This is a genomic window from Saccharopolyspora phatthalungensis (assembly GCF_014203395.1).
GTDB classification, from domain to species: domain Bacteria; phylum Actinomycetota; class Actinomycetes; order Mycobacteriales; family Pseudonocardiaceae; genus Saccharopolyspora; species Saccharopolyspora phatthalungensis.
This window is the reverse complement of record NZ_JACHIW010000002.1, coordinates 817,473-830,899: the sequence shown is the minus strand read 5'-3', so window position 1 is coordinate 830,899 and position 13,427 is coordinate 817,473. Positions and strand designations below refer to the sequence as shown.

At 67.6% G+C, this 13,427-nt stretch carries 12 protein-coding genes; 7 read left to right on the top strand and 5 right to left on the bottom strand.

From position 1 onward, the window contains the following. Positions 1-129: 129 nt before the first annotated feature. The 3 genes from BJ970_RS30640 to BJ970_RS30630 all read right to left on the bottom strand — a co-directional run bounded on the left by BJ970_RS30640 (position 130) and on the right by BJ970_RS30630 (position 3,258). Complete coding sequence (locus BJ970_RS30640) at positions 130-567, bottom strand: response regulator transcription factor (RefSeq protein ID WP_184730682.1); 438 nt, start codon at positions 565-567, stop codon at positions 130-132. Between the two features lie 490 nt (positions 568-1,057). Then, positions 1,058-2,488, bottom strand: coding sequence for a carboxylesterase family protein (locus BJ970_RS30635; protein ID WP_184730680.1), 1,431 nt, complete (start codon positions 2,486-2,488; stop codon positions 1,058-1,060). Continuing rightward, positions 2,485-3,258, bottom strand: coding sequence for a class I SAM-dependent methyltransferase (locus tag BJ970_RS30630; protein WP_184730678.1), 774 nt, complete (start codon positions 3,256-3,258; stop codon positions 2,485-2,487). The genes BJ970_RS30635 and BJ970_RS30630 overlap by 4 nt, the downstream gene beginning before the upstream one ends. A gap of 319 nt (positions 3,259-3,577) precedes the next feature. Here BJ970_RS30630 and BJ970_RS30625 point away from each other — a divergent pair, with 319 nt between their 5' ends. Genes BJ970_RS30625 through BJ970_RS30600 form a run of 6 tightly spaced genes read left to right on the top strand, consistent with a single transcriptional unit; the run spans position 3,578 to position 10,912 of the window. After that, complete coding sequence (locus tag BJ970_RS30625) at positions 3,578-4,843, top strand: cytochrome P450 (RefSeq protein ID WP_184730676.1); 1,266 nt, start codon at positions 3,578-3,580, stop codon at positions 4,841-4,843. A gap of 21 nt (positions 4,844-4,864) precedes the next feature. Further along, entirely contained in the window at positions 4,865-6,133 is a 1,269-nt protein-coding gene (locus tag BJ970_RS30620) for an LLM class flavin-dependent oxidoreductase (protein WP_184730674.1), read from the top strand. Positions 6,134-6,144: 11 nt separating this feature from the next. Further along, on the top strand, positions 6,145-7,134 hold the full coding sequence (locus BJ970_RS30615; protein ID WP_184730672.1) for an LLM class flavin-dependent oxidoreductase: 990 nt from the start codon (positions 6,145-6,147) through the stop codon (positions 7,132-7,134). An 8-nt stretch (positions 7,135-7,142) separates the two neighbouring features. Continuing rightward, the gene (locus BJ970_RS30610; protein WP_312864555.1) at positions 7,143-8,360 is read left to right on the top strand and encodes a CaiB/BaiF CoA transferase family protein; all 1,218 of its coding nucleotides are present in this window, start codon (positions 7,143-7,145) and stop codon (positions 8,358-8,360) included. Beyond that, on the top strand, positions 8,357-9,463 hold the full coding sequence (locus BJ970_RS30605; RefSeq protein ID WP_246471905.1) for an acyl-CoA synthetase family protein: 1,107 nt from the start codon (positions 8,357-8,359) through the stop codon (positions 9,461-9,463). Before BJ970_RS30610 ends, BJ970_RS30605 begins: the two co-directional genes overlap by 4 nt. A gap of 30 nt (positions 9,464-9,493) precedes the next feature. Beyond that, a complete protein-coding gene (locus BJ970_RS30600) occupies positions 9,494-10,912 on the top strand; it encodes a B12-binding domain-containing radical SAM protein (protein WP_184730668.1) in 1,419 nt (472 codons plus the stop codon). Here BJ970_RS30600 and BJ970_RS30595 read toward each other — a convergent pair whose 3' ends face one another. After that, on the bottom strand, positions 10,913-11,662 hold the full coding sequence (locus BJ970_RS30595) for an ABC transporter permease (RefSeq protein ID WP_184730666.1): 750 nt from the start codon (positions 11,660-11,662) through the stop codon (positions 10,913-10,915). A 22-nt stretch (positions 11,663-11,684) separates the two neighbouring features. Between BJ970_RS30595 and BJ970_RS30590 the strand changes: the two genes are divergently transcribed. Next, positions 11,685-12,596 carry an ABC transporter ATP-binding protein gene (locus tag BJ970_RS30590; RefSeq protein WP_184730664.1) on the top strand — a complete coding sequence of 304 codons (912 nt, stop codon included), beginning with the start codon at positions 11,685-11,687 and terminating at the stop codon, positions 12,594-12,596. On the opposite strand, the gene BJ970_RS30585 is transcribed toward BJ970_RS30590, so the two are convergent. After that, the gene (locus tag BJ970_RS30585) at positions 12,581-13,213 is read right to left on the bottom strand and encodes a hypothetical protein (protein WP_184730662.1); all 633 of its coding nucleotides are present in this window, start codon (positions 13,211-13,213) and stop codon (positions 12,581-12,583) included. The genes BJ970_RS30590 and BJ970_RS30585 overlap by 16 nt on opposite strands. Positions 13,214-13,427: the final 214 nt, after the last annotated feature.

The window sequence follows — 13,427 nt, the reverse complement described above, 5'->3', positions numbered from 1 at the left end:
CGGTACCCATTTTGAGAGGTGGCTACCGACGGTGCATCGTCCTTTCGTCCGCATTCGCTTGGCCCGAATGCCTGTCTCCGATCGTCCTGCCCACCTTGATCAATCACGGGTTTGGTGAGTCGGAAATTCCTATCTTCCCGGGTCGGGAGCGTTTTTTCTGGCCAGCGTACGCCGGGCGCCCAGGCCGCAGTGAATACTCAGGGCCAGCGGTGTTTGCGCGCAGACGGGGGCCCGGCAGGCAACGTCCCGGGGCGGCGCGCACCGCCAGATGCCGAGCTGGTAGGCGTAGGAAACGAGGCCCGCCTGGAGCCTTGATTCCACGCCGAGTTTCGCCATTATTCGCGCGACGTGGGCCTTGACGGTCCGTTCGGTGATGTGCAGCTTGAGGCTGATGGCGCGATTGGAGTTGCCGCTGCCCAGCTGGAGGAAAACCTGGGTCTCGCGAGACGACAACAGGGCCGCCCGGGCGAGTTCATCGCGCCACATGCGCGGCTCGACATCGCCGTCGACCGCGTCATCGACCAGCTCAAGGGCCTTCGGACCGACGCACTTGACAGGATTTATCATACCTGTGTCCCCAGTGTCATTGGTGGCGAACGGCGGGATGGTCTCCGCCGTTTGTCCGGCTTGCGTGCAGAATCCAGGCGCCCAGGAACCCGACCGTACACCCGTTGTGCTCCGTTCCGTTGCCACCTTGGCTGTTTCTTCGCCATGCACCGGAATGCCGGCCGCGCCGATGTATTCGGCTGGCTACGAATTCATTCCGGCGTTCGGATGTCGGCTTTGTGTCAAACGGCGGAGCGCAGTGCGGGGAGTTGGGTTCGGCGTGGGTCATGACTGGAAAATGGTAGTGGGCGTAACGGTCAATGCGGACCGTAGGGATGTGGAAGCGCTTGTCGTTATTGGGGCATGTGGTCGCCTCCAGCGGGCCCGATTGTCCCTTGCTCATGCCAGCACTGCGTGGCCGCTCTACGCAATGGGCTGATCGTGTGGTGCCAGCGGAAAACGCGCGGCCGGAGGCCGGACTACGCAAAAAGCGATGCGCTTCGTATCATCGTCATGGCTCGCCCGGAAGTGCGCCCAGGGTCTGCGTGTCCGTGCTGTCCGGGTTGAGCCATTTCGCGACCGGTCTGTCCACAGTGTAGCGTTGCCAGTCCGGTCGTCCGTTCCTGGCCAGGTCGATGAGCGCACGTTGTTCCTCGGCGCCGACCGCCCGGTCTTCGTCGGTGCCTGCGCAACCGTGCACATCGCAGAACAGCGCGGAGGTGTCGGCACCGTGCACGGGTTTGCCGCTCACCAGCGGGTTTCCCGCCAGATGCGAGGTGGTGGGGTGATAGTCGAACACCTGCGCCCAGCAGTGTCCGCCCGCACCCGTCGCGGCGGCCAGCAACCGTTCGGCCGGCTCAACATAAAGCTTCCGCGACAACAGGCTGATCTTGTCGTCATGACCGACACCGTGCCGGCTTCCGCCGGAATGCCCATCGTCCTCGACGAGGCGCGCATACCGCTCGTCGACGGCGTTGCCCCGGACCAGGTCGAGGATCCGCGCCTCGTCGGAAGTCACCGACACCAGCAGCGGCACTTCGGACACCGAACCATCCGCAATGGACCGAAGCGGCGGTTGGTGGAGCACATCGCCGTCGACCACCGGGTCGTAGCGGGCCGGTCCACCCTGGATCGTTCTGCGATGGATGTATCGCAGTGCGGTGTTGCTGAGGTTGACGAGCTCCGAGGGCGTCTGTGCCAGCGACTCCGCAGCCGCGATGAACCGTTCCGCGAAGCGGGCGGCTTCGGACAGTTCACCGACCTGGTCGGCGCTGCCGCTGTAGATCGCCGCCTGGTGGAAAAGCCCGCGTGCGGCCGGTACCCCCAGCAAGGTGGCCACATCGGAGGCTCCGGTCGACAAGCCGAAAAGCGTGACGTTGCCGGGATCGCCGCCGAACCGCGCGATGTTGTCCCGCACCCACCGCAGCAGCAGAAGCTGGTCGCGGACGGCGAGGTTCGACCCGTCCGCGAAGTCCGGGTCCAGCGCGCCCAGGTAGAGCCACCCCCACGGGCCGAGCCGGTAATTGGCCGACACGATGACGACGTCGTGGTGTGCCGCGAACACCCACGGATCCACGGTCGGCATGTTGCCGCCGACCATGTGCCGACCCGGATGCAACCACACCAGGACGGGCTGCGGATCGGCGCGGTCGGGCTGGCGCGTCCAAACGTTCAGGTTGAGGCACTGCTCGCTCTTCACCGCGTCCGGGTAGAGCGGCGTCCACCTCTCCGGCGAGGCCCCCATCTGCACTTGCCAGCTGACCGCGCCCCACGCCCTCGCATCGACCAGATCCACGGAATGCCGCTCGTGTGCCGGGCGAAACCGTTGTGTCACACGGCCATAGGGGATCCCCCGCCAGTTGGGCACGCCGCGGTCGACGAACCCACGAACGCGCCCGGATGCGGTTTCGATGACCAGGGTCGCGTCGCGGCTGCGCGTCATGTCTCGACGCGGCGGGCCAGCTGGACGAACGTTTCGGAGCGGGTTCGCACGGTACCGCCGAACTTTTCCTCGATCGTGGCGTGCAGCGCCGCCAGCAAAGCGCTGCGGCGCTCGGATTCGAGCTGCTGGTGATCGCTGAAGGTCGTCACGAGCCCAATCCACTCGTCGGCGCTCAGGGTGAGCTGCCAATGGTGGGTTTGCGCGTCGAATGCGGTGAAGGCCTCCTCGCCCGCGAACGGGTCGGCGACGCCTTCGGTGCTTCTCGGGACGCTTCCCCCGACTCGCGTGCCCGGCGCGTGCTCGCGATAGACGTCTTCGAACGCGGCCAAGACGGGTTCTTCGAGCTCGTGGACGTTCCAGAACCGCGCGATAGTTCCGCCCGGACGAAGCAAATCGGCCGCTCGGCGGATACCCGTATCGGGGTTGATCCAGTGCCACGCGTCACCCGAGATGATCAGGTCGAACTGGCGTCCCGCATCGTCCCAGGTCTCGAAGCTCGCCACCTCGACCACGACGCCCTCGCGCGCGGCCACCTCGGCCATGCGTTCGTCGAGTTCGACACCGAGCACGTCAAGGCCGCGCTTGAGCAGGGCGGTGGCGGCTTTCCCGGTCCCGCACCCCACATCGAGCACGTCCTTTGGCTGCAAGGCCAGCAGACTGTCGATGAGTGCGTCGGGATAGCTCGGGCGGAACCGATTGTATTGTTCGGCCACCGATCCGAACGACCCGGCGCGAGCGCGTTCCAGGTGACGTTTGCTGAAAGACGACATGCGGGCAGGCTACCGCAGCGCAAAGGGCGGTGCGAGGATTTCGCGCGGATACCGGAAAATGTTGGCGGGAACGTTCAACGCGGCCCGGATCGGCCAGAAGTCGCCATCCGGAGAACGGCCGCGCCGGCACCGGTGGGTAACCCGCGAGCTCGCCGTTCTGGACGTACGGCTCGATTGTCGATCCGGCCGTGCCGGTGGCGCGCAAATTGACTGTTGGTACGACGTTCGGGTGTACGAAGGTCCAATTTACCCTCCGGCGCCTCGTGGGTAGGAACGGTGTGAGGCTCAGTGCCGTTGCCCGCGGGACCCGAGGATGAGAATGTCCGATGACGTGCCGGAAGTCGACTTTGACCACCACTCGGCGGACTACGCCCGCGATCCGGTGGCCGCGAACATCGGGATGAACTCCCGCTGTCCGGTCGCCTACAGCCGCCGCCACGGCGGCTTCTGGCTGGTCACCGGATTCGACCAGATTTCCGAGGTCGCGCATCAACCACAACTGTTCTCCTCCGAGCATGAACTGCCCAACAAGCCGGGCAGACCGCAGGGCACCGTGGTACCGCCCTCCTCCTTCCGCGGGATTCCGCTGGAGATCGATCCGCCGGAGTACCTGGAGTGGCGCAAAGCGCTGAACGTATTCTTCTCGCCGGCAGCGGCCCGGAAACTGCGGCCGCGCATCGCCCAGTTCGCGACGTGGTGCGTCGATCAGTGCATCGAAAGCGGCGCGATGGACCTCGTCTTGGACCTGTCCAACCCGGTGCCCGCGCTGATCACGCTCGACATCGTCGGGCTGCCGCTGGACGACTGGCGGCTCTACGCCGACGTCGTGCACGCGCTCGTCTACACGCACCCCGGGACGCCGGAATTCGACCGCGCCGAGGCGGGATTCGCGCGGCTGATCGAGACAGTCCGGGAGCTGATCCCGAAGCGGCGCGCCGATCCGGGCGACGACCTCATCAGCTTCCTCACCCAGGTTGAGATCGGCGGCGCGACGATTTCCGACGAGGACATCGCGGCGGTCTGCAACGCGGTCATCCCCGGTGGGGTCGACACGACCACCGCGTTGCTCGCCAACACCTTCGACTACCTCGACCGCGATCGCGCCGCGCGCCGGCACTTGATCGACGCGCCGGAGTCCATTGCGGACACTTGCGACGAATTCCTGCGCTACTTCACGCCGGTGATGGGAGCGGGCCGGACCGTCATGCGGGACACCACGATCGGCGGTGTCCCGGTGAAGCAGGGTGACCGCGTCCTGCTCTCGTGGGCGGCTGGCAATCTCGACGCGAAGGTCTTCCCGCGGCCGGCGCGGATCGACCTGGACCGCGATGCGGGACGGCAGACCGCGTTCGGCGTCGGCTTGCACCGGTGCATCGGGCGGCACATCGCGCGGATGGACTTCGAGGTGATGGTCGGCGAGGTACTGCACCGGCTGCCCGACTACCGCATCGTCGAGGGCGCCGAACGGTACTCGACGCTCGGGCAGATCAACGGCTTCGTGAAGATGCCCGCCCGCTTCACACCGGGATCGCGGCGTGGGCCGGCAGTGGCCACGGTCTCGGAACTGCCGTCGCTGTCGGACTGATTTCGGGGAGTGCGGGACGAAATGGTGCAGCAGAAGGTGCTCAGGCTCGGGGCCATCGTCGACGGCCCGGGGGGCCACGTCGCCGCATGGCGGCACCCGTTGACCCGAGCCGACGCCCAACTCGACTTCGCCTTCCACCGCCGCAACGCCGAAATCCTCGAACATGGCGTGTTCGACTGCATTTTCGTGCCCGATGTGGTGGCCCTGTGGGGTACGGACGTGGAGCATCTGAGCCGGACCGCCCGCAACGAGCATTTCGAGCCGCTCGGCCTGCTGGCGGCCTACGCCGCGACGACCGAGCACATCGGGCTCGCGGCGACGGCGACCACCACGTACAACGAGCCTTATGACATCGCTCGCAAGTTCGCCTCCCTGGACCACATCAGCGGCGGCCGGGCGGGCTGGAACGTCGTCACTTCCGCCGCGCCGTGGGAGTCGCGGAACTTCGGTTTCCCCGAGCACATGGAACACGATCGGCGATACACGCGCGCGGAGGAGTTCCTGTCGGTAGCCGACCGGCTGTGGCGCGAACTGTCGCCGATCGAGCACGAGGGAGAGTTCTTCAGCGTCCGAGGCCCGCTGAACGTGCCGCCCACACCGCAGGGTCGTCCGGTCATTTTCCAGGCGGGCGCGTCGCCGGTGGGCCGGGACTTCGCCGCGCGCCACGCCGAGGTGATCTTCACCCGCCATACGAGGCTGTCCGATGCCCAGGACTTCTACGCCGACCTCAAGAGCCGCGCGGCGCGGCACCGAAGAAGTCCGGACCGCGTCCAGATCTGGCCCGGCCTGCAACCGATCGTCGCGGACACCGAAGCGCAGGCGCGGGACCGACTGCGCGAACTGCAAGAGCTCATGCCCGACATCGTCGCGTTGCGCGCCTTGCAGGATCAGTTGGGCGACGTCGACCTGACCGGGTATCCGCTGGACGGCCCGGTCCCGGACCTGCCGGTCGCCAATCACTCGCACAGCACGGCCGAGCGTTGGATCTCGCTGGCCAGACGGGAGAATCTGACCCTGCGCCAGCTTTCCTTGCGGCAGACGGGAGACATCGTCGCGGGCACGCCGCGCCAGCTCGCCGACCACATGGAAACGATGTTCAAGCAGGGGGCCGCCGACGGTTTCATCGTCGACTTCCCCTATCTACCGGGATCGTTGGAGTCCTTCGTCGATCGGGTCATTCCCGAGTTGCGCCGCCGAGGGTTGGTGCGCACCTCTTACTCGGACGGGACGTTGCGGGAGAACCTTGGCCTGACCCAACCGCGGGAGACGCCCTTGGTGAGTGCGATATGACGGGGCGCGGCATGGTGCTTTTCGCACCGTTGAGCACGGCGCAGGACGACGGCGCGACCGGACGAACGGCCTTTCTGCGCACTCGCGAGCGCGCCCGCGCCGCCCACCAGGTCGGCATGGATGCACTGCTGATCGACGACCGGCAGTCGATGGGGGACCCGGCCGGGAGCACGATGTACGAGGCAGGCACCATCGCCGCCGCGCTGGCGGTGGCGAGCGAAGGCATCGGGCTCGTGACGGCGATCGCGACCGAGCAGCTGGCGCCCTATCACGTGGCACGAGCGGTGGCCACCGTCGACCACCTCAGCGGCGGACGCGCGGGCTGGGAGGTGCGTTCGGCCAGTGACGACAACGAGGTGGCCAACTATCGTCGCGGTCCGGCCACGGATCCCGCTCAACGGTCGGCCCGCGCGGCGGAGTTCATCCGGGTGGTCACCGGCCTCTGGGACAGCTTCGACGACGACGCGTTCGACCGTGATCGCGCGTCGGGTTCCTACTTCGTCCCGGAACGGCTGCACGCACTCGACCACGAAGGGGAGTACTTCGACGTGGCCGGGCCGCTGAACATCGCCCGTCCGCCGCAAGGACATCCGGTCTTGGTGCACCGGCTGACCGGCCCAACCAGCCAGACACTCGCCGGCCGCCTCGCCGATGTTCTCATCGTGCCGACCGACAGTGCCCGGGACGTGGCGGAGATCCGGCAAGGGGTGCGAGCCTCCGCGTCCGGCGCCGATCGCGCCCCGGAAGACGTGCTGATCCTGCTCGAATGGCGGGTCCGGGATGAGGACCGGCCGGACCACCTGTCCGATCTCGTCGAGGCAGGCGCCGTCGACGGCTTCGCACTGCTGCCGCCGCGCGGGCCGATCGAGGCATCCGAGGACGCGATGCTCCGGCTAGCCGCCGACCTACGTCGCAACGTCAGCCGGTCACCGGAGCCGGGGCAGACCTTGCGGGCCAGACTGGGTCTGCCGCGCCCGGCCGACCGCCGCACAGTGGTGTGAGCGCCTTGGTGGACGAAACATTCGACGGCGCCCCAACGCCGCCGCTGGCCGACATCAAGGTCATCGACATCGCGACGCTGTTCGCCGGGCCGTTCGCCGCGCAGTTGCTGGCCGACTTCGGTGCCGACGTGGTCAAGGTCGAGCACCCGAAAGGCGATCCGCTGCGCCGCTACGGCCCGGCGCGCGACACCGTGCCGCTAATGTGGAAGGTGGTCAACCGCAACAAGAAGAGCGTCGTGCTCGACCTCAAGCAACCGCAGGGACGCGACAGCTTCCTCCGGATGGCCGCCGATGCGGACGTCGTCATCGAGAATTTCCGGCCGGGCACCTTGGAGCGGTGGGGCATCGGGCCGGAGGTGCTTCAGCGGCTCAACCCGGCGCTGGTCGTCACGAGGGTGACCGGCTTCGGCCAGGACGGGCCCTACGCGGGCAGGCCGGGCTTCGGCACGCTGGCCGAAGCCATGAGCGGCCTCGCCGCGATGTCCGGCGAACCGGGAGGCCCCCCGATGCTGCCGGCCTTCCCCCTGGCCGACGCTTTCGCGGGCGTGCAAGCCGCCTGCGCGACGCTGGTCGCGCTGCACGCGCGCCACCGGCTGGGCAAGGGGCAGATCGCCGACGTCGCGATCACCGAGTCCATCATCGGGGCCCTCGGCGCGCAGCTGACCGCCTACGACAAGCTCGGGCTGAAGCCGGAGCGGGTGGGCAACCTTTCCAACAACAACGCTCCGCGCAACGTGTACCGCTGCGCGGACGGTCGCTGGGTGGCGGTGTCCGCGCCGGCGCAGTCGGTGGCCGAGCGCGTCATCCGGCTGGTCGGAAGACCGGAACTCGTCGATGAGCCATGGTTCTCCACCGGCGCCGGCCGGGTGGCGCACCGGGCCATGATCGACGATGCGGTCGCCCGCTGGATCGCCATCCGCGATCGCCCCGCGGTCGTCGCCGCCTTCGAAAAGGTGGAGGCCGCCGTCGCGCCCATCTACGAGGTCGACGATGTGCTGAGCGATCCGCATTTCCAGGCGCGCGAGGTCGCGGTCCGGGTGGCCGACGACGAGTTGGACACCGTGTGCATGCCGAACGTGCCCTTTCGGCTCTCCGCGACACCCGGACGCATCCGGTGGGCCGGTCCGAGCTTGGGCGAGCACACCGACGAAGTCCTTGCGGCCATCGAGAACCCGATCGGCCGCACCGACCAGTCAGGCGAGGAAGCCGGAGGAGGCGCCGAATGAGCATGGCAGTCGAAAAGCAGCGCTGGGAGCTGCTGGACCCCGCGATCGACCCGGCCGATCCCGACGAGTACCTGCGCGCCGCGCTGCGCTGGCATTTCGACGAGCGGACGGGATCGCCATTCTGGCTGCGCCGGGCCAAGCGCCTGGATTTCGATCCGATGCGCGACGTGCACACGTTCGCCGACCTGCGGATGTTTCCCAACGTCGTCGACGAGCTGCGCACCGTGCCGGTGGAGGACCTGATTCCGCGCGGCTACGGACCGAAGGCCCCCGCCCCCAGGGTGTTCGAGAGCGGCGGCACCACCGGAGCACCGAAGCGGGCGATCCTGATGCCGGACTGGATCGAGGCCGCGGTCGACCGGATGGTGCGCGGGCCCCAGTTCGCCGGGCGCGAGCCCGGCAACATCCTGGTCTTCACGCCGACGGGTCCGCACAAGATCGGCTGCATGTACGACTACATCGTCGAGCGGCAGAACACCATCAAGTTCTGCGTCGACATGGACCCGCGCTGGGTCAAGAAACTGGTCAGCCGCGGCCTGACCGACGAGGTCGAGGCATACGTGGAGCACCTGCTCGACCAGGCCGAGCACATCATGAGCACGCAGCGGGTGGGTCTGCTGGTCACCACGCCGCCGATGCTGCGGGCCTGCACCCGGCGACCCCGCCTGACCGAGCTGATCAACTCCAAGGTCGAGCTGATCTTCTGGGGTGGCGCGCACCTGACCGTGGACGAGCGTTTCGAGCTCCAGCACGAGTTCTTCCCCGACGTGCGGATGCTCAGCCGGTACGGCAGCCTGATGATCCTCGAAAGTGCCGGTGAGCGGCCCGGCCTGAGTCAGGACGACGACATCATCTACGACCCCCGCAGCCCGGTCGTGACCTTCCAGGTCGTCGAGCCCGCCACGGGCGAACCGGTCGGCCACGGCCAGCGCGGTCAGGTCGTCATGAACCACGTCAGCAAGGGAATGTTCCTGCCGAACAACCTTGAGCGAGACACCGCCATCCGCGTCGCCGGATTGCCGGGACAGGTGGGCGACTCGGTGTCGGCGCCCGCGCCGGTCGACACGTTCGACGGCGAGAAGGTCATCGAGGGCGTCTACTGATCAATTCGCACCACCCGCCCAGGGGGAATCGTGAAGGTGACGTTGGTGTTCGTCGCGGAGGCCGAACGGGTCGGCTTCCCGGTGTGGACCGCTCCGCTGACCACGCCGTTGCTGGCGACCTGCCTGCTGCGGGCCGGCCACGAGGTCGAGCTGCTGGATACCCGGTTGATCGATGAGGGGCTGGCCGACGTGCTGGCATCGACCAGCGGAGACCTGGTGGCGATCAGCTTCATGTCGCACTCGCGTGACGAGGCGTTCCACGTCGCCGAGCTGTGCCGGGCGGCGGAGCGGATCACGGTGGGCGGCGGGGCGCATCCCACCGTGCGACCGCAGGAACTCCTCGACAGCGGGCTTTTCGACTACGTCGTGCGCGGTGAGGGGGAGCGAACCCTGATCGCGCTCGTGGACGAACTGGCTCGCGGCGGCAGGCCGGCCCAGCAGGTTCTCGACGGCGAGCCTTTCGACCTCGGGGATTATTCGCCGCTGACCGGCTTCGACGCCTACGCGGAGGTCTACCGGCCGCCGACGGCGGTGTCGGTGGCCAAAGCCAAGAGCCTGACCGGAATGCGCCCGGAAACGCTGCGGGAATACGCCCGGCCGGGGGAGGACGCCGTCGATGTCAGCTCGCTGCACACGCTGTCCCCGCAGGACTTCCCGGCCAGCCGGGATTTTCGCTCGATCTACTTGGAGCTGGGCAGGGGCTGCCCGTTCACCTGCCTCTACTGCACCATCCAGAACGACTGGTTCGCGCCGAAGCGCGCCAGGGCGAGGCCGTTCGACTCGGTGGAGCGCGAGCTGCGGTACTTCGTCGAGAACTACGGCACGAACTATGTGATCCTCGTCGACTCGATCGCGCCCGCCGCCGCCGAATTCGGGCGGTTCGTTGAGCTGATGAAGACGGACTTCCCCGACGTGGAGTTCAGCTTCAACGCCACTGCCACGCACTTCACCCCGGCCGTGGCGAAGGCCCTCGAAGGAGCGAACTGCCTGGTGTGGTTCGGGTTCGAGACCGCGTCGAAAACAATGCTGCGGGTGCTGCGCAAGCCGGGCAGCGTGCGGACCCAGTACCGGGCGGCACAGCTGTGCAACGAGCACGGCATCCGGTTCGGCGCGAACCTCCTGCTGGGCGTCCCCGGCGAGACCACCGAAGACTACGAGGCCACGATGGATTTCCTCGGCACCACACGGCCCTACAGCCCGAACCCGAACGTCCTGACCCCGTTGCCCGGTACCGACATGTACGACCGGTGCCTGGCACAAGGGCTGCTGCGCGATCCGCACAACTACCGGTCGTGGAGCGCCGAAGAGGTGCGGGCGACGGGACACGGCCCGCTCGTCGGCGTCGACTACGAACGGGTGCTGGCCTATCACTCGACGATGCTGGCACTGGATCGCACCGGCGAGACCGTGCACGTGGACCGGGGCTGCCACCTCAAGCCGCACGGCTGATCAGCCGGACCAGCGAAAGATCCGGACCGCGATGAGGAAGCTGCCGGCCGCCCACGCCAGCAGGATCAGCAGGTTGCCGGATACCGCGACCAGTCCCGCGCCGTCGAGCATGACGGCGCGGATCGTGTCATTGGCCGTGGTGAGCGGCAGCGCTTTGACGACAGGTTGCAGCGCGTCGGGGAAGCGCGACACCGGGAAGAAAATCCCGGAGCCGACGTACATGGGCAGGGTCGCGGCGCTCAGCAGGCCGCTCGCCGTCTGCAGGTTCGGGGTTCGCGCGGCGACGAGCAGGCCGAGCCCGGCGAAGACAAGTGCTCCCAGTACCACGACCACCACCAGGAGAACGAGCGATCCGCGCACGGGCGCCCCGAACACGAGAGCGCCGAACACCAGCAGGATCGGCAGCTCCGGCAGGATCACGACGACCCGCACCACCACGAAGCTGAACAGGAAGTACGCCCTGCTCATCGGAGTGGCGACCATCCGCTTCACCAGCTTGCGGATGCGCATGTCCGCGATGGAGTAGCCGACACCCCACAAGCCGCTGGACATCAGCCCCATGCCGATCAGACCGGGGATGAGGAAATGCACGTACTCCTCGTCGCGACCGCCGCCGGCGGGAACGCCCCGGAACGCGACGCCGAGCACGAGGGCGAGCAGCACCGGAGAGGCGAAGGTCCAGAACACGCTGCCCGGCTCGCGGTAGTAGGTGCGCAGCCGGGCCAGGATCAGTTGCCAGAGTTGGGTCATGCGCGTGATAGGTTCCTCAACGATGTCGGCCTGGGCACTACGTTGCCGGAAACTGGTGAAGCGCTACGGGGCTGTGACCGCGTTGGACGGCCTCGACCTGGACGTGCGGCAAGGGGAGTGCTTCGGGCTTCTCGGTCCGAACGGCGCCGGCAAAACTACCACGATGGAGATCGTCGCCGGCCTGCTGGATCCCGGTGCCGGCGATATCGAGGTGCTGGGCGGCAATTGGCGCGCGGACAAGGAACTGCGAACGCGAGTTGGCATCGCGTTGCAGGAAACGCACCTGCCGGATCACCTGACGGTGCGGGAACTCCTGGCGCTGTTCCGCTCGTTCTACCGCGACGGCCCGACGGTGAGCTCGCTGATCGAGCAGTTGGGCTTGGCCGACAAGCGGGACACCTTGTTCCTGAATCTGTCCGGCGGGCAGAAACAGCGCGTCGCGGTGGGATGCGCGCTGGTGGGGGATCCGGAGCTGGTGCTGCTGGACGAGCCCACGGCGGGTCTGGACCCGCAGGCGCGGCGGCGAATCTGGGACGTGCTGGGCAAGTTGCGCACCGAGGGCCGGACGGTGCTGCTCAGCACCCACCACATCGACGAGGCGGAACGGGTGTGCGACCGCGTCGCGGTGGTCGACCACGGACGGGTGATCGCCGTCGGCGCACCCGGCGAACTGATCGCGCGGCTGGACAGCACGAGCCTGGTCGAGTTCCGCGTCGAGGGCGTGGCCGACATCGCCGAACTGCCCGGTGTGCGCTGCGCCGAACGCCTCGACGCCGACCGTTTCCGGCTGGCCGGTTCCGAACTACACCCGATGGTCGAGGCACTGTTCGCCCGTGCCTCGACCGCCGGGTTCCGGGTCGTCGACCTCACCACGAGGCAGGCCACCCTGGAGGACGTGTTCGTCAAGCTGACCGGCCGTCACCTGCGAGACTGACCGGCCCGTTCGTAGACCACGGTGGACCGGATCTGCCAGTGCCCGCCCTGTCCGTCCTGGTTCGTGCCCCCGCCCTCGCCGTAGACGACCAGCGCCGAGCCGGCGCAGATGAAGGTCGCCTTGACCGGGATCAAGCCCATGACGTTGCCGTCTGGGCCGCCCAGCCGCAGAGATTCCGCCAAGCCCCAGCCCACCGGCTTTCTTGGGCCGAGGAAGACGTTCTCGGCGGTGGCGTCGCCGGTCGCGGTGGCCGTGTCCATCGTGATGGCGCCGGTGATCGCACCCGTCACGGTGGCATTGCACCGAATACTCCCGCGAAACTGAATCCAGGAGTTGACCCGTTGCCCGACCAGGGCGTGCACTTCTTTCTTGGCGTCGCGGAAATCGATTTCGACCGAGTCGGCGCCCACGGTCATCCTTACCCCGGTGCCACTGTGCGCCTCGCTCAGGAAGGGCTTTCCTTGCGCGACACCGCTGCCGCTGACGTACTGCCACGTAGACCGCCAGACTCCGTGCACGTCGCCAACCGACGCCACCTCCGCGGCGGTGGCTCCTAAGAGCGTGGTCCCGAACATCGGTTCCGGGACGAGATCTACCTGCGTCACTTCGCTTGTCATGATGCCCCCAAAGTCCGTGCGATCGGATCCCGATGTTGAACACGTTCAAGTCAGGCCAATGTAGTGAGACCGACCCGCCCGCGGTAGTGCTTTCCCAAAACTCGTCCGTAGGCACTGGCCGTCGTGGACAGTGCCGCGGCCGCCGCGGGTGGCGCTGCCCTCGGTGTTGTGAACGAAAGTCCAATCCACGCCTGTCGGCGCGCGCGGTACCTTG